At 67.7% G+C, this 15,467-nt stretch carries 17 protein-coding genes and 2 pseudogenes; 14 read left to right on the top strand and 5 right to left on the bottom strand.

Annotation, left to right across the window (positions count from 1 at the left end; all coding sequences use genetic code 11):
• Positions 1–77 precede the first annotated feature (77 nt).
• Positions 78–791, bottom strand: a complete 714-nt coding sequence (locus QGN31_RS13915; RefSeq protein WP_014384706.1) for an MBL fold metallo-hydrolase — start codon at positions 789–791, stop codon at positions 78–80.
• Between the two features lie 91 nt (positions 792–882).
• Between QGN31_RS13915 and QGN31_RS13910 the strand changes: the two genes are divergently transcribed.
• From QGN31_RS13910 to QGN31_RS13895, 4 genes are all read left to right on the top strand, one after another.
• Positions 883–1,209, top strand: coding sequence for an ArsR/SmtB family transcription factor (locus tag QGN31_RS13910; protein WP_009955976.1), 327 nt, complete (start codon positions 883–885; stop codon positions 1,207–1,209).
• Positions 1,206–1,622, top strand: a complete 417-nt coding sequence (locus QGN31_RS13905) for an SRPBCC family protein (RefSeq protein WP_014384707.1) — start codon at positions 1,206–1,208, stop codon at positions 1,620–1,622. The genes QGN31_RS13910 and QGN31_RS13905 overlap by 4 nt, the downstream gene beginning before the upstream one ends.
• A gap of 36 nt (positions 1,623–1,658) precedes the next feature.
• Positions 1,659–2,105, top strand: coding sequence for an SRPBCC family protein (locus tag QGN31_RS13900; RefSeq protein ID WP_009955978.1), 447 nt, complete (start codon positions 1,659–1,661; stop codon positions 2,103–2,105).
• Positions 2,106–2,167: 62 nt separating this feature from the next.
• Positions 2,168–2,770: a YbhB/YbcL family Raf kinase inhibitor-like protein gene (locus tag QGN31_RS13895; protein ID WP_043954846.1), complete on the top strand. Its 603-nt coding sequence runs from the start codon at positions 2,168–2,170 to the stop codon at positions 2,768–2,770.
• Positions 2,771–2,780: 10 nt separating this feature from the next.
• Here the strand turns inward: QGN31_RS13895 and QGN31_RS13890 are convergent, their stop codons facing one another.
• On the bottom strand, positions 2,781–4,349 hold the full coding sequence (locus QGN31_RS13890; RefSeq protein WP_014384709.1) for a phytoene desaturase family protein: 1,569 nt from the start codon (positions 4,347–4,349) through the stop codon (positions 2,781–2,783).
• A gap of 103 nt (positions 4,350–4,452) precedes the next feature.
• Between QGN31_RS13890 and QGN31_RS13885 the strand changes: the two genes are divergently transcribed.
• The 7 genes and pseudogenes from QGN31_RS13885 (at position 4,453) to QGN31_RS13855 (ending at position 9,607) form a co-directional block, all read left to right on the top strand.
• On the top strand, positions 4,453–5,052 hold the full coding sequence (locus QGN31_RS13885; protein ID WP_036459045.1) for a TetR/AcrR family transcriptional regulator: 600 nt from the start codon (positions 4,453–4,455) through the stop codon (positions 5,050–5,052).
• A 188-nt stretch (positions 5,053–5,240) separates the two neighbouring features.
• Positions 5,241–5,633 carry a tautomerase family protein gene (locus QGN31_RS13880; RefSeq protein ID WP_008256803.1) on the top strand — a complete coding sequence of 131 codons (393 nt, stop codon included), beginning with the start codon at positions 5,241–5,243 and terminating at the stop codon, positions 5,631–5,633.
• 8 nt (positions 5,634–5,641) lie between these two features.
• Positions 5,642–6,613, top strand: coding sequence for an NAD(P)H-dependent flavin oxidoreductase (locus QGN31_RS13875; RefSeq protein ID WP_197748743.1), 972 nt, complete (start codon positions 5,642–5,644; stop codon positions 6,611–6,613).
• 104 nt (positions 6,614–6,717) lie between these two features.
• Positions 6,718–7,347 (top strand): nitroreductase family protein, encoded by a 630-nt coding sequence (locus tag QGN31_RS13870; protein WP_009955986.1) that lies wholly within the window; start codon positions 6,718–6,720, stop codon positions 7,345–7,347.
• Positions 7,347–7,841, top strand: a complete 495-nt coding sequence (locus tag QGN31_RS13865) for an SRPBCC family protein (protein ID WP_009955988.1) — start codon at positions 7,347–7,349, stop codon at positions 7,839–7,841. The genes QGN31_RS13870 and QGN31_RS13865 overlap by 1 nt, the downstream gene beginning before the upstream one ends.
• Before the next feature lie 98 nt (positions 7,842–7,939).
• Positions 7,940–8,509, top strand: a pseudogene (locus QGN31_RS13860) (hypothetical protein); the annotation flags it as partial.
• 135 nt (positions 8,510–8,644) lie between these two features.
• Positions 8,645–9,607, top strand: a complete 963-nt coding sequence (locus QGN31_RS13855) for an FAD-dependent oxidoreductase (RefSeq protein WP_036459048.1) — start codon at positions 8,645–8,647, stop codon at positions 9,605–9,607.
• A gap of 2 nt (positions 9,608–9,609) precedes the next feature.
• Here QGN31_RS13855 and QGN31_RS13850 read toward each other — a convergent pair whose 3' ends face one another.
• Positions 9,610–9,999: a phage holin family protein gene (locus QGN31_RS13850; protein WP_008256813.1), complete on the bottom strand. Its 390-nt coding sequence runs from the start codon at positions 9,997–9,999 to the stop codon at positions 9,610–9,612.
• A 214-nt stretch (positions 10,000–10,213) separates the two neighbouring features.
• Between QGN31_RS13850 and QGN31_RS13845 the strand changes: the two genes are divergently transcribed.
• Positions 10,214–11,608: an HNH endonuclease signature motif containing protein gene (locus tag QGN31_RS13845; protein WP_202348988.1), complete on the top strand. Its 1,395-nt coding sequence runs from the start codon at positions 10,214–10,216 to the stop codon at positions 11,606–11,608.
• Between the two features lie 9 nt (positions 11,609–11,617).
• Positions 11,618–11,796: pseudogene (locus QGN31_RS26355) on the top strand (gamma-glutamyl-gamma-aminobutyrate hydrolase family protein); the annotation flags it as partial.
• Here the strand turns inward: QGN31_RS26355 and QGN31_RS13840 are convergent.
• Positions 11,737–12,804: an amidohydrolase family protein gene (locus QGN31_RS13840; RefSeq protein WP_064892902.1), complete on the bottom strand. Its 1,068-nt coding sequence runs from the start codon at positions 12,802–12,804 to the stop codon at positions 11,737–11,739. The pseudogene QGN31_RS26355 and the gene QGN31_RS13840 sit on opposite strands and share 60 nt — an antisense overlap.
• Before the next feature lie 154 nt (positions 12,805–12,958).
• Here QGN31_RS13840 and QGN31_RS13835 point away from each other — a divergent pair, with 154 nt between their 5' ends.
• A complete protein-coding gene (locus tag QGN31_RS13835) occupies positions 12,959–14,155 on the top strand; it encodes an MFS transporter (protein WP_407937426.1) in 1,197 nt (398 codons plus the stop codon).
• Between the two features lie 3 nt (positions 14,156–14,158).
• Here QGN31_RS13835 and QGN31_RS13830 read toward each other — a convergent pair whose 3' ends face one another.
• Positions 14,159–15,454, bottom strand: a complete 1,296-nt coding sequence (locus tag QGN31_RS13830) for a competence/damage-inducible protein A (RefSeq protein WP_014382581.1) — start codon at positions 15,452–15,454, stop codon at positions 14,159–14,161.
• Between the last annotated feature and the right edge of the window lie 13 nt (positions 15,455–15,467).

Genomic DNA, 15,467 nt, shown 5'->3' with positions numbered 1-15,467 from the left:
TTCAATCAGGAGTCGAAAGACTCGGCTGAAACGGTTGCAAAACTACTGGGGCACAGCGCATTTCGATGGTCCACCGATCACGGGACGCCTCCGCGCCGGGCAAGCCAGTCCCGCTGACGGGCCACGAATGCGGCGTCGACGACCTTGCCGTGGCCCGGGACGTAGATGGCGTCGGGTCCGCCGACGGCGAGCAGTCGCCCGAGGGTGGCCGGCCAGGCCGCCACGTCGGAATCGGCGTCGATCGCCGGGTCGGCGGACTCCTCGACCAGGTCACCTGTGAACACCACCATCCTGTCGCCGGCGTTGGTCGCGGGCGCGATCACCACCAGGTCGGAGGCGGTGTGGCCGCGCCCGAGGTGCGTGATCGTCACCGTCCGATCCCCCAGATCGACGCTGGCGTCGTAGACCCCACGGCGCGGAGGGCGTAGCGCGGCGATCGCCGCGTCCACCTCAGTGGCGTCGGCGCCGTACCGCAGCGCCTCGGCGCGGATCTGGTCGGTCGCCGATCGGAGGTGCCCGACGACCTCGGGCGCGCAGTAGATCTTCGCGCGGCCGAAGAACGATGAGCCCAGGACGTGGTCGAAGTGCTTGTGCGTCAACACGATATGGCTCACCGGCCGCCCGGCAAGCCGTCGGACGTCGGCGTCGATGGCGGCGGCCTCGGCCAGCGTGGTACCCGAGTCGACGAGCAGCGTTCCGGTGCGGCCGCGCACCAGGCCGATCGTGACATCGCAGAACGGGAGCCGGCAGCGGTGCACGCCGCCGGACAGCGTTTCCCAGCCGAAATGCACACCAGCAACGTAGCGGCCACGCGTGGGCTGCGCCGGCGGTGCGCCGGGACGATGTGTCGGAAATAGTTGACATGTCGGGATTGTCCGACATATGTTGTCGACCGTGACTGGCGTCGATCGCGTCTTTCTCGCCTTGGCCAACCCGGTGCGGCGTGAACTGCTGGAGATCCTGTTCCGGCAACCATTGTCGGCCGGGGAGCTCAGCGAGCGGTTCGAACTCAGCCGGCCCGCGGTCGCCGAGCATCTCAAGGTGTTGCGTGACGCGAGGCTGGTGGCCGACGAGCCGCGTGGGCGCCATCGGATCTATCACCTGACCGCGGAGCCCCTGGCGGAGCTGGGTGAGTGGCTTCATCCGTTCGAGAAGTTCTGGCGTGCCCGGCTTGCCCGGCTCGCCGAGGTGGCAGAGGAGCTGGAATGACCGCAACGTCACGGTTCGCGACGATCCGGGTGGATCAATTCGTCGCGGCGCCACCGGAGAAGGTGTGGCGGTTGCTCACCGAACCCGCCCTGATGAAACTCTGGTGGGCCGAGGGGCAGGTGGCCGCGGTGGTGGGACACACGTTCACGCTCGACATGCCGGGCTATGGCCAGCAGCCGTGCACGGTGCTCGAGGTCGACGCGCCGCACCGCTTCGTCTACACGTTCACCGCGGCCTGGACGCTGACTTGGCGGCTGGAAGCCGAAGGCGACGGCACGCGAGTGTTCTTGGAGCACAGCGGCTTTGACCTCGACGACGGCCGCATGGCGCAGGCCTTCGAACGCATGGGACCCGGCTGGCGCGACGTGGTCCTCCCCCGGCTCACGCGGGTTGTCGCTCACGTGAGCCCCTAGGGTTTCGAGCGACGTCGCACCGGCTATCTCCCCGAGATGGCTATCACCGATTCCCGCGAAGTCGTCATCGAAGCGACGCCCGACGAAATCCTGGATGTGCTGTTCGACCTCGAGTCGTTGACCGAATGGTCGTCGGCGCACAAAAAGGTCGAGGTGCTCGAGCGGGACGACCAAAACCATCCGACCCGATCCAGACAGGTGGTCAAACTCGTCGGCGTCAGCGACGAACAGGAGCTCGCCTACACCGTTCACGACGATGGCGTCGGCTGGACCCTGATCAGCTCCAAACAGCAACGCGCTCAGGAGGGCCGGTACACGTTGACTCCCGAGGGGGACTCCACCCGGGTCCGCTTCGACCTCACCGTCGACCTGGTGGCGCCCGTTCCCGGATTCCTGGTCAAGAGGGGTGCCAAAACCCTCATGGACACGGCCACCGAGGGATTGCGCAAGCGGGTACTGGAAGTCGAGAAGCGCGCCAAGTAGCCGCGGCCCTCACCCCGAAACGGGTGCTTTCGCGGCGCGCCCGCGCGGGTCAGACTGTTTTCATGGACTCGTCGCACGTGTTTCGCCGAACCGCAGCGCTCATCGGAGCAGCGGTGCTGCTGGGGCCGCTGACCGGCTGCGGCGGAACTGGGGATAGCCACCCGACGTCGTCTCCGGCGCCGAAGGTCACGACGCTGGGCAAGACGGCGCCGAAGGCGCCCGCCGGAGGCTCATTGACGATCAGCAGCCCGGCCTTCGCCGACGGTGCGCCGATTCCGGTGCAGTACACCTGCAAGGGCGCCGACGTCGCACCGCCGTTGGTGTGGTCGGCGCCGCTGGGTGCGGCCCTCGTCGTCGACGATCCCGACGCCCCGGCCGGGTTGTACGTCCACTGGGTGGTGATCGGAATCGCCCCCGGGCCCGGCAGCACGGCCGAGGGCCAAACCCCAGCCGGCGCAACCACTCTGCCGAACACGGCCGGCCAGTCGGCGTATCAGGGTCCCTGTCCCCCGAACGGAACAGGCACGCATCGTTACCGGTTCACCCTCTATCAGCTTCCCAATGACTACCAGCTGCCCGGCGGCCTGGCGGGCGTGCAGGCCGCGCAGACGATCGCCGGCGCCGCGACCGCGCAGGCGCAGCTCGTCGGGGCGTTCGGCGGCTGATCGGCTCGCCTCAGGACGCGTCGTCGAGCACCTGGTAGCCGGCGTTGTACCCCGGGGTGAAGGTGATGCCCGGTCCGCCATGGCAGCCGGCGCCGGCGAGGTAGAGACCGTCGATCGGAATGGGTAGATCGAGGAAGCCGCGCGGTCCGGGTCGGTTGGGCCCCATCAGGTCTGGGTGCAAAAGCCCGTGGCAGAAGTCGCCGTCGGGCGCACCGAACATAGTGTTCATGTGGTAAGGCGCGAACGTGATGTGGCGTATCACGATGTCCTTGAAGTTCGGTGCCAACCTGGTGATCTTGTCGATAACCCGTTGCGCCATCTCATTTTTGAGGCGCCCGTGCTGACCGCGGTCGGATTCGACCGGAAACGCGTAGGCGAACGCGCTCGCCGCGTGCTTGCCCGGCGGCGCCATGGCGGGGTCGTGGACCGACGGGATCTGCATGCCCATCGACGGATCGTCCGGGACGATGCCCCGCCGGCAGTTCTCCCAGTGCAGCTGTTGGGATTCGGGCGACCCGAAGATGCCGATGGACTGTTGCATGCCGTCGTCGTTGAGAAACTCGTACGGTGGGGCGAATTCGGGCAGCCCGTCCAGGGCGAAGTGGATCTGCACGAACGAGGCGCGGTGGTCGCGGCCGGATACCCGCGAGACGAGCTCCGCGGGAACGTGTTCTGGTGCGATGAGGTCGGTGAGGGTGACATCGGGTGACAGGTTGGACACCACGATCGGCGCCGAAATCGTCGACCCGTCGCGCAGCCGCACGCCGGTCACCTTCTGCCGGTCGACGAGGATCTGCTCGGCCTTGGTGCGGAAGCGGATCTCGCCGCCGTGGGAGACGAAGAGCTCGCGCAGGTGCTCGGTGAGGGCGCCGATGCCGCCCTTGAGCTTGGTCATCATCGCGGTGCTGCCGTCGGGCACCGCCAGCGCGAACGCCAAACATGTTGCGCTGCCCGGTGTATACGGACCGCGGTAGGTCGAGTTGACGGCCAGGAACGCCAGCATCCCGCGCATGACCGCGTGCTTTTCCCGGTCGGGCAGATAGCGGTCGATCACGTCCATCGCCGAGCCGAAGAGCATGTCGTGAATGGCACGGCGTTCGGCGTCGTTGGTCGCGCAGGCATACATTTCGTCCAGGGTCTTCGGCCGTTGGCGGACGTCGAAGCGGCCGAGCGCCTTCGCCGGTGCCTGGCTCCACCCGATCAGTTCGGCCATGCCCGTGACGGCCTCGACTCCGTGTTTCTCGCCCAGATGCGTCATCAGTCGCATCGGGTCGCGATAGAAGATCATCGGCTCTTCGCCGTGGTCGCCGATGTTTGTCGACATCACCTCGGGCTCCACCGCCGGCAGCGTGTCGAGGCCGAGGTCTTTGGTGAGCTGGCTTGCCATCGGGAACTGCACCGACCCGGCGATCTCGTATCGGAAGCCGTCGATCAATTCGACCGTCGCGGCCATGCCGCCCGCATAGGTGTTGGCCTCCAGGCACACGGTGCGCAGTCCCGCGCGTTGCAGGATCGCCGCCGCGGTCAGCCCGTTGTGTCCCGCCCCCACCACGATCGCGTCGTAATGATTTGTGCTCATGGTTCTCGCCTCCGTCGGGTACCCCGTGCAGAATATGTCAGTACTGACATAATTGGAAGATGTCAGTAGTGACCACTTCGGCTGGGATACCATCTCCCCTGAGATGACCGCCTCGGGCAACCGTCACGAACAACGACGACGATCGACGCATGAGGCCCTACGTCGCGCGGCGTTGAAGAGCTTCGCGCGCAAGGGCTTTGCGAATGTCACCGTCACCGAGTTGGCGCGCGAGGCCGGCGTCACCGAGCGCACCTTCTTCCGGCACTTCCCCACCAAGGAAGCCGTCCTGTTCCAGGATTACGAGACGCAGCTGGAATGGCTGGCCGAGGCGCTCGCGCAACGCCCGTCGTCGGAGTCGTTGTTCGATGCGGTGCTGGCGAGTGTGTCGGCGTTCCCGCACGACCTCGAGGTGGTTCGTCAGGCGGCGACGGCGCGCGCGGAGCTGATCAGCGCCGAGCGGATCGCGGGCCACCTGCGAGTGGTGCAGTCCTCGTTCGCCGGCGTGCTCGCCGACTTCGTCAGGAAGCGCAATCCGGATACGGCGGACATCGACCTGGCGGCCGAGGTCGCGGGTTCTGCGCTGGCCGCGGCCTTGGTTGCGGCAGTGGAGAATTGGGGCCGCAAGGGTTGTGCGGGCGACCTCGGCGCAGACGTGGCCGCAAGCCTGGATCTGGTGCGCTCCGGTCTGGCGCGGCTCGCCTGAGCGACCCTGCAGTTCCCGCGCGCTATTCCCCGCCTCGACAAAGCGGCGCGGCACGGCGTAGCGACCGCTTCGAAGACGCGAGTTCATGAGCGATGTGTCGCAGCACGCATCTCACGAGGGATTTCCGCGGGCCTACCGTCTGTTGGTGTAGACGTCGAGATCCACGATCCACTCCGGATGGAGGACACATGCCGCTGTTGTACATCGACCTGATCGAGGGCCGCTCGCCGTCGGAGGTTCGGGCGCTGCTGGACGCGATCCACGAGACCGTGGTCGAAGCGTTCGGTGTTCCCGAGCGTGATCGCTATCAGGTGGTCCGCACTCATCCGGCCCACGAGGTCATCGCGCTGGACACCGGTCTCGGCATCGACCGCTCGGCGCGGCAGGTCATCCTGCACGTGGTCAGCAGGCGACGTCCGCGCGAACTCAAGCAGAAGTTCTACGAACTGCTGGCGTCCCGCCTCGCCGGCCGGTGCGGACTCGACCCGGCGGACTTGATCGTCTCGGTCACCGAAAACAACGATGAGAACTGGTCTTTCGGCCACGGCCGCGCACAGTTCCTCACCGGTGAGCTGAAGTGAGCGACATCGTGCCGTTGCGGACCCGCCTGACGGAATTCTTCGGTATCGAGCAGCCCGTCCTGCTCGCGCCGATGGCCCTGGTCTCCGGGGGTCGGCTCGCGGCGGCGGTGACCGGGGCGGGCGGCCTGGGCCTGCTCGGCGGGGGCTACGGCGATCCCGAATGGCTGCAGCGCGAATTCGACAACGCCGACAGCGCCCGGATCGGATGCGGGTTCATCACCTGGAGCCTGGCGGGCAACCCGCGGGCGCTCGACATCGCGCTCGCCCACCAACCCGCGGCGATCATGTTGTCCTTCGGCGACTTACGGCCGTTCGCCGATCGCATCCACGCGGCGGGCGTCCCGCTCATCGCTCAGGTGCAAAACCTCGACCAGGCGCGCCGGGCCGTGGACGCCGGGGCGGAGGTCATCGTCGCGCAGGGCAGCGAAGCCGGCGGACATGGAATGAGCGGGCGGACGACGTTCACATTGGTGCCCGAGGTGGTCGATTTCGTGGCCGAACGCTCACCCGACACGCTGGTGGCGGCCGCCGGCGGCGTCGTCGACGGCCGCGGATTGGCGGCCGCGCTGGCGCTGGGCGCCGACGGCGCGGTCGTGGGTAGCAGGTTGTGGGCGTCGCCGGAGGCATTGGTGTCACCGCGTGCGCAGCGGCGGGCCGTCGCGGCCTGTGGCGACGACACCGTGCGCACCCGGGTCTATGACGTTGTGCGCCGCCTCGATTGGCCCGCCGGATACGACGCGCGGGCGCTGGGCAACGCGTTCCTCGCCACCTGGCACGGTCGCGAACCCGAGCTGACGGCCCAGCTACCCCAAGCGGTCGCCGACTACGAAAAAGCCGTTGCCGCAGAGGATTTCGATACCGCGGCGATCCTGACCGGCGAAGGCGTGGGACGCGTTCGCGACGTCCGTCCCGCCGCTGACATCGTCGCCGACATGGTCGCCGAGGCCGCACACATCCTCAATCGGCGGGCGAGGGCCTAGACAGCCGAGCTCGGGGTCTGGTTTGCTCAGCTCGACACCTCAACTTCACGTCGCGATGATGGGCCGCACCTTTAACCACCCCCGCCGACACATCTAAGGATCCCATGGACATCGCCACCGTCGACGAACTGCTGAGCACCACCCGGTCGGTGCGCAAACGGCTCGACCTCACCCGGCCGGTCGGCCGCGACGTGATCCTGGAGTGCATCCAGCTGGCGATGCAGGCGCCCACGGCGAGCAACACGCAGGATTGGCGCTGGCTGGTGATCACGGACCCCGACAAACGCGCGGCCATCGCCGAGATCTACCGCAGCATCGGCGCGCAGTACCTGGCGTACGCGGCCGACAACGCGACGGATCCGCAGACGCAGCGGGTGTACCGGAGCGCGATGAGCTTGACCGAAACGCTCGGGCAAGTCCCGGTGCACGTCATCCCCTGCCTTAACCAGCGCATCGACACCGCGGAACCGGGCATCGCTGCCGCGGCGTGGGCGTCGATCATCCCGGCCGGCTGGAGCTTTCTGCTGGCGCTCCGCTCGCGCGGGCTGGGATCGGTGTGGACGACGATGCACCTGTTCAAGGAGCGCGAGGTGGCCGAGCTGCTGGGCATCCCACCCACCGTCACGCAGGCCGCGCTGTTCCCCGTCGCGTACACGATCGGCACCGACTTCCGGCCGGCCGCACGCCCGCCGGCGGCGACCATCACGTTCTGGGATGGCTGGGGGGAAGGCTGATGCAGTCCTACACCGTGCGATTCCACATCGACGCTCCGCCGCGGAAGGTCTGGCGGGCGCTGCATCCGCCGGCCCCGCCGAACGCCCCGCGCCCCCGGGTGCTCGAGTGGCCGACCGGCAGCATGGAAATCCTCAACGAGGGCAACGAGGCCGGTGAGGGCCTGGTCCGCACGTGTGTCTTCGAAGTGCCCAAATACCTGCTCACCGGCGGCCGGGCGCGTTCCTGGGAAACCGTGACCGAAGCCGAGATCGACAAGCTGTCGCGTTACGTGGCCGTCGGCGCGCCGCTGTGGTCGCGCGCCGAGGGGTATCACCAGCTCGAGGAGCAGCCCGACGGCACCACCGTGCTGACGTTCCACGAGACGTATCGCGCCTACAACCCCGTGCTGCGCTTCCTCCTCGAACGCCCGGTCTACGCGAAGATTTCCCGTGACAACCTCGAGACGTACGAGCATGCGCTCGCCCGCGCGGGCCGGGTCCGGCGTCTCGTCTAGCCGTTCTTTGCTGCCGGGTTCATTTCACAACGACATGAATTAGGTACTTGGCCCCGGTACCCTCGATTTCTATGGGTGGAGTAGCTACTGCGGCGCGACTGGCCGCCGCGGGTTTGATGGTCGCGGGGTTGGCCACTTCGACGGTCGTTGCCAGCGCCGATCCGGACGAGACACGGGGGCCCGCCCCGGGCCCGGCCGCGTCGCCGGCACCGGCACCGGCGCCTTCGGCGGCACCCGCACCGGCCGCGTCGCCGGCACCGACACCAGCGCCTTCGGCAGCACCCGCACCGGCGGCGTCGCCCGGAGCTTCGCCGGCACCCGCCCCGCCGGGGCCGAAGACCAGCATCGACAAGGACGGCATTTACGCCGTGGGGACCGACATCGTCCCGGGCATCTACAGCTCCGGTGGCCCCGTCGGCAACGGCACGTGCTACTGGAAACGGACCGGCAACCCCGACGGCGCGCTCATCGACAACGCCATGACCAAGAAGGCGCAGGTCGTGCAGATCGACCCGGGTGACAAAGCCTTCAAGACCTCGGGCTGCCAACCCTGGCAGCTGACCCCGGACGCCGTTCCGCCGTCACAAACGCCGCCCGCGGGCGTGCAGGGCACGCTCGGCATCCTCAACGGTCTGTTGGGCGGAAACGCACAGCGGCCCCCGCAACCGTCGCCCGCTCCGCAAGCGCCCGCACCTGCACCGGCGCCGGCCTCGCAAGCACCGGCGGCCCCGCAAGCCCCGGCGGCCGCGCCCGCAACTCCGGTAGCCCCACAAGCCGCGCATTCCTGATCCCCCGCCGGCGCCGTGGCCAGTACGCACCAGATCGTCGTGGTAGGGGCTGGCGTCAGCGGGTTGACGTCGGCCATCTGCCTGGCCGAGGCGGGCTGGCCGGTGCGGGTCTGGGCGGACACGATGCCCAAGCGAACGACTTCGGCGGTGGCGGGCGCCGTGTGGGCACCCCCGCGGCCCGCGGAACGCGCCGGCGATACGCTGCGCTGGACCGAGCACTCTCTAGAGGTGTTCCGTGATCTCGCCCGCGATCCCGACTCGGGTGTGTTGCTGGCGCCGGCGCTGGCCGTCGGCGAGTTGATCGCGACCGAGGCGATGTCATCGGCGGCCGCGCTGATCCCCGACCTGCGGCCCGCCGACCCGGCCGACGTTCCGCCGGGTTTCGGCACCGGATTTCGCGCCACCGTGCCGATGATCGACATGCCGCACTACCTCGACTATCTGACCCGGCGGCTCGCGGCGGCCGGCTGCGAGATCGAAGAACACCCCGTTCGATCCCTGGCCGAGGCCGCCGACACCGCTGACATCGTCGTCAACTGCACTGGTCTCGCCGCGGGCGCGCTCATCGACGACCACACCGTGCGGCCGCTCTTCGGCCAGCACGTGGTGCTGACCAATCCCGGTCTGCAGCAACTGTTTCTGGAATTGAACGACGGCCCCGAGTGGACCTGTTTCTTCCCGCATCCACAACGGGTGGTGTGCGGCGGAATCAGCATCCCCGGTCGCTGGGACACGACCGCGGAACCCGACGTGACCGAACGCATCCTGCAGCGCTGCCGACGAATCGAGCCGCGACTCGGTGACGCCGAGGTGATCGAGGTCATCACCGGACTGCGCCCCGACCGTCCGTCGGTGCGCGTGGAGGCCGAACCGCTCGGGCGGGCGCGTTGCATCCACAACTACGGTCACAGCAGCAACGGCGTCACCCTGTCCTGGGGCTGCGCGCGCGACGTGGTGGCCCTGGCCGACGGCCCATGATCTCAGGCGCCGGTGCGGCGAATTATCAACGACAGCAACCAACTGACGATCGACAAGACGATCGCCGCCCAGATGGCGGTCCACCAAAAGTGGTCGATCTGCAGCCCCCAGTGCGTGGTGTGCTCGGTGATCCACGCCGTGATCCAGAGCATCAAAGCATTGATGACGACATGGAACAGACCGAGCGTCACGATGTAGAGCGGGATCGACAGGATCTGGACGATCGGCTTGATAAATGCGTTGACCAGACCGAAGATCACGGCGACGACGAAGATGATGCCGACCCGTTCCAGCCTCGTGCTGCCGCCCACGAAACTCAGGCCGTGCACGAAAAGGGTGACGATCCACAACGCAAAGCCGGTCAGCGCGGCGCGCACCAAAAATGGGCCCATGCGCCTAGATCCTGCCATCCGGTCGGCCGGGAAGGTAAGCAAATCGGCGCGGGTGAGTTCTGACCGGGTGACCGGCTTCGTCCGTCGGCTCTCGCGCATACACGCGGGCGCGGTTTCGGATATCGGAAACGGATATTGAATTCCCTTGTGTCACTGTGGTTTCTGTGGTCACAATGCGGGGTTTTGTGTCGGTGGGCCTCGATAGTTTGACGGTATGAGTTCGGGCGGCATCATCGATCGGGACGCGATCAGCGCGGCCTTCGACGCGCTTGATGCCGCGATCGAGGGCCTGGCGGGGCTGAGTTTTGATGCGCTGGCTCCTCGGGAGTGCCTGGCGCTGTTGGAGCGCTGCGAAAGGGCGCGCCGCCGGCTGCCGGTGGCTGAGCATGCGTTGATCAATCACCTGGCCCGCCAAGCCAGCATCCACGAACTCGGCGGCCCGATGGATCAGGCGATCGCCGACCGGCTGCGGATCAGCCACACCGAGGCCGGCCGGCGGGTCAAAGACGCCGCCGATCTGGGCCCGCGCCACGGCCTGACCGGTGAACCCTTGCCCCCGGTGTTGGCCGCCACCGCCGCCGCCCAGGCCCGCGGTGAACTCGGCGCCGCCCATGTGGCGGTGATCCGCCGATTCTTTCACCGCCTGCCCGGCTGGATCGACCCGGTGACCCGCGAGCGCGTCGAAGCCGACCTGGCCGGCCACGCCGCCTATCACCGGCCCGACGAACTCGACGGCCTGGCCCACGTCCTGGAAGATTGCCTCAATCCCGACGGCCTTTTCACCGATGAGGACCGGGCCCGTAGCCGCGGGGTGACCCTGGGCCGCCAACAAGCCGACGGCATGTCGGAGTTGCGGGGCCTGATCACCCCCGAACTACGGGCCACCTTCGAGGCCGTGGAAGCCAAACTCGGCACCCCGGGCATGTGCAACCCGCTCGACGACACCCCGTGTGTCGATGGCACGCCCAGCCAAGAGGCCATCGACCGTGATACCCGCTCGGCTGCTCAGCGCGGCCACGATGCCCTGCTGGCCGGGCTGCGTGGGCTGTTGGCCTCCGGGGAGTTGGGTCAGCACAACGGGTTACCGGCCTCCATCATCGTCACCACCACCCTGGCCGAGTTGGAGGCCGCCGCCGGGCGAGCCCTGACCGGCGGGGGCACCATCCTGCCGATGAGTGAGGTGATCCGCCTCGGCCGCCACGCCCATCACTACCTCGCGATTTTCGATAAGGGCAAGGCCCTGGCGTTGTATCACACCAAGCGGCTGGCTTCCCCGGGGCAGCGAATCGTGTTGTACGCCAAGGACCGCGGCTGCACCGCCCCGGGCTGCACCGTGTCGGGTTACTACTGCGAAGTCCACCACACCACCGACTACAGCAAGTGTCACAGCACCGACATCAACCAGCTCACCTTCGCTTGCGGCCCGCATCACCGCATGCTCAACCCCGGCGGCTGGAGCACCCGCAAAAACACCCGCGGCGAGACCGAATGGAAACCCCCACCCCACCTCGAGCGCGGCCAACCCCGCACCAACACCTACCACCACCCCGAAAAACTCCTCCACCACGAACACGACGACGACGAAGCCGACAATCCCGGCGCGGCATAACACTTCGCGATCGCCGCTAGCTCCGATGGCGCCGACCCGCCTCGCCCGGCTGCGCCGCGCTCGCGATCGCCGCTAGCTCCGATGGCGGCGACCCGCTTCGCCCGGCTGCGCCGCGCTCGCGATCGCCGCTAGTTCAGGTTGTAGAAGCGCTGCGCGTTGCGCCCACCGATCTTCTCGCGGGCCTCCTCGCTGATATCGGCGCGAGTGCGCAGGTGCTTGGTGCTTTCTGGCCACTCGCCGTCCCAGTGCGGATAGTCGCTGGCGAACATGATGAAATCGGCGCCCAGCACGTCGATCACCCCGGGCAGAATCGGCTCCTCCGGTTCACACGTCACCCAGATGTTTCCGGCGGCCAGATACTCGTGCGGATCGCGACGCCAGCCGCGCTCCACCCAGTCGCCACGCTTCTCGTAATGCTCGTGCAGCCGATCGATAAAAAACGGAACCCAGCCCGCGCCCGCCTCGAGGAAGGCCACCCGCAACTCCGGATGGCGCTCGAAGACGCCGCCGGAAACCATCGCGGTCATCGCCGTCATCTGGTCAAACGGAAAGCTGATGCAGTGCACCTGAATGTAATTCGTGAAACGGTCTACCCCGATCTTGGGCAGATGAATGCCGGGCGCCCCATGCACCCCCAGCGGCATCCCGAGTTCGACGGCGGCGGCATAGAACGGGTCGAGGTCGGGGTGGTCGAGGTTGCGTGTCTTGAGCGCCGGCGGCACCAAAGTCGCCACCAGCCCAAGGTCTTTGGCTTCGGTCATGACATCGATCGCCAGCCGGCCATGTTCTATCGGAGTCACCGCGACGCCGCGGAGCCGCCCGTTCGAAGCGGCGCAGTAATCGGCGATCCACTCGTTGTAGAGGCGAGCGAATCCGGCCGCGAATTCGGGATCCTCGAGACTCGGCGCGCACAGGCCAAGGCTGGGATAGAGCACCATCGTGTCGATGTGATCGCGGTCGGCGTCACCCAGCACGCCTTCGGCCGACCGGCAGTTGATATCGGCCGCGCTACTGATCCCGTGTTCGGGCGGGCAGCCCGCGCCCGGACCGCGGTCCTCGGGGTAGTTGCGTCCTTCGAGGGTCAACCCGAGCCGCCCATGCCTGCCGGGTCTGACGTGGTCCGGCCACCGCTTGATCGCTTCGACTGCCAGTGACGAATTTTCGGCGACATGGCCGTCGGCATCGATGATCCGCATGCATCCGGAACTTACTCCCGCACGACGGGCGGCGAAACAGGTCGCGCCGACGCGCTCGGTACGCCACGATGCTGACGTGACCACACAGAGCCCTCGACAGAAGTTGACCGCCGACCAGCGAAACTCCTTCATCGCCGCCCTGTTGGGCTGGACGATGGACGCCTTCGACTACTTCATCGTGGTGCTCGTCTACGCCGACATCGCAAAGACGTTCCACCACAGCAAGGCCGAGGTCGCGTTCGTCACCACCGCCACCCTGATCATGCGTCCCGTCGGCGCGTTGCTGTTCGGGCTGTGGGCCGACCGCGTCGGCCGTCGGCTCCCCCTGATGGTCGACGTCATGTTCTACTCCGTGGTCGGGTTCCTGTGCGCGTTCGCACCCAACTTCACGGTGCTCGTGATCCTGCGCCTGCTGTACGGCATCGGCATGGGCGGGGAATGGGGGCTCGGTGCCGCGCTGGCCATGGAGAAGGTTCCGGTCCAGCGACGCGGATTTTTCTCCGGGCTGCTGCAGGAGGGTTACGCGTTCGGCTACCTGCTGGCCAGCGTGGCCGCACTGGTGGTGATGGATTGGCTCGAGCTCTCGTGGCGCTGGTTGTTCGGCCTGAGCATCGTTCCCGCACTGATCAGCTTGATCATTCGCTACCGGGTGGAGGAATCCGAGGTGTGGGAGGCCGCCCAAGACCGGATGAGGCTCACCAGCACCAGAATCCGCGACGTGCTGCGCAGCGGCGCGATCATCCGGCGCTTCATCTACCTGGCGTTGCTGATGACGGCCTTCAACTGGATGAGCCACGGCACGCAGGACGTCTACCCCACCTTCCTCGGCGCGCACGCCAACCAGGGGGCCGGGTTGTCGAGCACGACGGTCAGGTGGATCGTGGTGGCCTACAACGTCGGCGCCATCATCGGAGGGCTCGTCTTCGGAACGCTGTCGCAACGACTGAGCAGGCGCTACACGGTCGTCTTCTGTGCGGTTCTGGCGCTGCCGATCGTGCCGCTGTTCGCATACTCACGCGGCGCGGCCATGCTGTGCCTGGGCTCGTTCTTGATGCAGCTCTTCGTGCAGGGCGCGTGGGGCGTGATTCCCGCCCACCTCACGGAGATGTCGCCGGACGCCATCCGCGGCCTCTACCCCGGTGTGACCTACCAACTCGGAAACCTGTTGGCGGCGTTCAACTTACCGATTCAGGAACGTCTCGCCGAATCCCATGGCTACCCGTTCGCCTTGGCGGCCACGATCGTGCCGGTGCTGGCCGCCGTGGTGGTCCTGACGCTGATCGGAAAGGACGCGACGGGAATCCGCTTCGGCACGACGGAAAGTTCTTTTCTCGCAACGGAAGCGACGTAAAAGCTAGTCGGCGTCGGCCAGCAGGCGCCGCAGCAGGTGCATGGCCACCGTCGTCGAGCGTTCCCGGATATCGGACCGGTTGCCCGGAAGGCGCAGGGTGCGAGTGTCCGTGCGACCGCCCGCCACCTTCACGCTGAAGCAGACCGTCCCGACCGGCTTGTCTTCCGTGCCCCCGCCCGGTCCGGCGATCCCGGTGATCGCGACCGCGGTGTCGGCGCCGAAGCGTTGCAGCGCGCCCGCGGCCATGGCCTCGGCCACCGGCTCCGATACCGCGCCGTGCACCTCGATCAGCGCCGGGTCGACGCCGAGCACCTCCGCTTTCGCCTCGTTCGAATAGGACACCACCCCGCCGGCCACGTAGTCCGACGATCCGGGCCGATCGGTCAGCCGCGCCGCCAGCAGTCCCGCGGTGCACGACTCCGCCGTCGCGATCCGGTGCCCGGTGAGAAGCTGCGCGACCAGATCGTCGACACGCGAGCCGTCTTCGGAGTACAGCTGATGCCCGTGCCTCTCGCGCAGCAGCTTCGTCAGTTGCGTGTACGCGTCGGCGGAGTCCGGCTCGTAGCGGGTGACCATTTCGATCTCCCCGCGCCGCAGGCAGGTGGTGATCTCGAGGCGGTCGAAGCCGGGCACGGTCTTTTCGGCGTCGCGCAGCGTCTCGGCCAGCCCCGACTCGGGCAGCCCGAACATCCGCAACATCTCCTGCCGATAAATGGTCCGGCCGGCGATCGCGTCCTGCGCCGCCGGTGTCTGGATGGCCGTGTGCCACATCGGCTGCAGCTCGCGCGGGGGTCCCGGGAGCACGATCACCGCGGGCTTGCCCGGCACCACGACACCCGGTGCGGTGCCGACCGGATCGAGCACCTGCGCCCCGGCCGGGACCATGGCCTGCTTGCGGTTGGCGGCGCGCAGCGACTCGAAAGTGCCGGGGTCCAAGGCGGATTGGAACGCGGGATTGCGCCCCATCAGCTTCTTGAGGATGTTCGCGATCTTCTCTTCGACCTCGGCATCCAACACCAGCTCGCGCCCGCAGAAGCGCGCCACCACCTCGACGGTCATGTCGTCGGCCGTGGGCCCCAGGCCGCCGCTGGTGACGATCAGGTCCACGCCTTGATCGGCGAGAAACCGCAGCTGGGCTTCGATGTCGGCGGGCCGGTCGCCGCAGATCGTGATGTGCGCGAGCTCGACGCCCAGCTCCAGGAGGCGATCGGCGATCCAGGGGCCGTTGGCGTCTTGGACGCGTCCGGTGAGGACCTCGGTTCCGGTGACAACGATGCCTGCACGTGCGCTCACCGCCATGAGCCTACGCATG

This window comes from Mycobacterium sp. 2-64, from assembly GCF_035918375.1.
GTDB classification, from domain to species: Bacteria; Actinomycetota; Actinomycetes; order Mycobacteriales; family Mycobacteriaceae; genus Mycobacterium; species Mycobacterium intracellulare.
This window is presented reverse-complemented; position numbering and strand designations above follow the sequence as displayed.

What these genes read in the sequence shown, in the direction of transcription:
- QGN31_RS13910 (WP_009955976.1), top strand. Translation starts at nt 883, where the DNA reads ATGTTGTCGACCGTGACTGGCGTCGATCGCGTCTTTCTCGCCTTGGCC.
- QGN31_RS13905 (WP_014384707.1), top strand. Translation starts at nt 1,206, where the DNA reads ATGACCGCAACGTCACGGTTCGCGACGATCCGGGTGGATCAATTCGTC.
- QGN31_RS13900 (WP_009955978.1), top strand. Translation starts at nt 1,659, where the DNA reads ATGGCTATCACCGATTCCCGCGAAGTCGTCATCGAAGCGACGCCCGAC.
- QGN31_RS13895 (WP_043954846.1), top strand. Translation starts at nt 2,168, where the DNA reads ATGGACTCGTCGCACGTGTTTCGCCGAACCGCAGCGCTCATCGGAGCA.
- QGN31_RS13890 (WP_014384709.1), bottom strand. Translation starts at nt 4,349, where the DNA reads ATGAGCACAAATCATTACGACGCGATCGTGGTGGGGGCGGGACACAAC.
- QGN31_RS13885 (WP_036459045.1), top strand. Translation starts at nt 4,453, where the DNA reads ATGACCGCCTCGGGCAACCGTCACGAACAACGACGACGATCGACGCAT.
- QGN31_RS13880 (WP_008256803.1), top strand. Translation starts at nt 5,241, where the DNA reads ATGCCGCTGTTGTACATCGACCTGATCGAGGGCCGCTCGCCGTCGGAG.
- QGN31_RS13870 (WP_009955986.1), top strand. Translation starts at nt 6,718, where the DNA reads ATGGACATCGCCACCGTCGACGAACTGCTGAGCACCACCCGGTCGGTG.
- QGN31_RS13865 (WP_009955988.1), top strand. Translation starts at nt 7,347, where the DNA reads ATGCAGTCCTACACCGTGCGATTCCACATCGACGCTCCGCCGCGGAAG.
- QGN31_RS13850 (WP_008256813.1), bottom strand. Translation starts at nt 9,999, where the DNA reads ATGGGCCCATTTTTGGTGCGCGCCGCGCTGACCGGCTTTGCGTTGTGG.
- QGN31_RS13845 (WP_202348988.1), top strand. Translation starts at nt 10,214, where the DNA reads ATGAGTTCGGGCGGCATCATCGATCGGGACGCGATCAGCGCGGCCTTC.
- QGN31_RS13840 (WP_064892902.1), bottom strand. Translation starts at nt 12,804, where the DNA reads ATGCGGATCATCGATGCCGACGGCCATGTCGCCGAAAATTCGTCACTG.
- QGN31_RS13835 (WP_407937426.1), top strand. Translation starts at nt 12,959, where the DNA reads ATGGACGCCTTCGACTACTTCATCGTGGTGCTCGTCTACGCCGACATC.
- QGN31_RS13830 (WP_014382581.1), bottom strand. Translation starts at nt 15,454, where the DNA reads ATGGCGGTGAGCGCACGTGCAGGCATCGTTGTCACCGGAACCGAGGTC.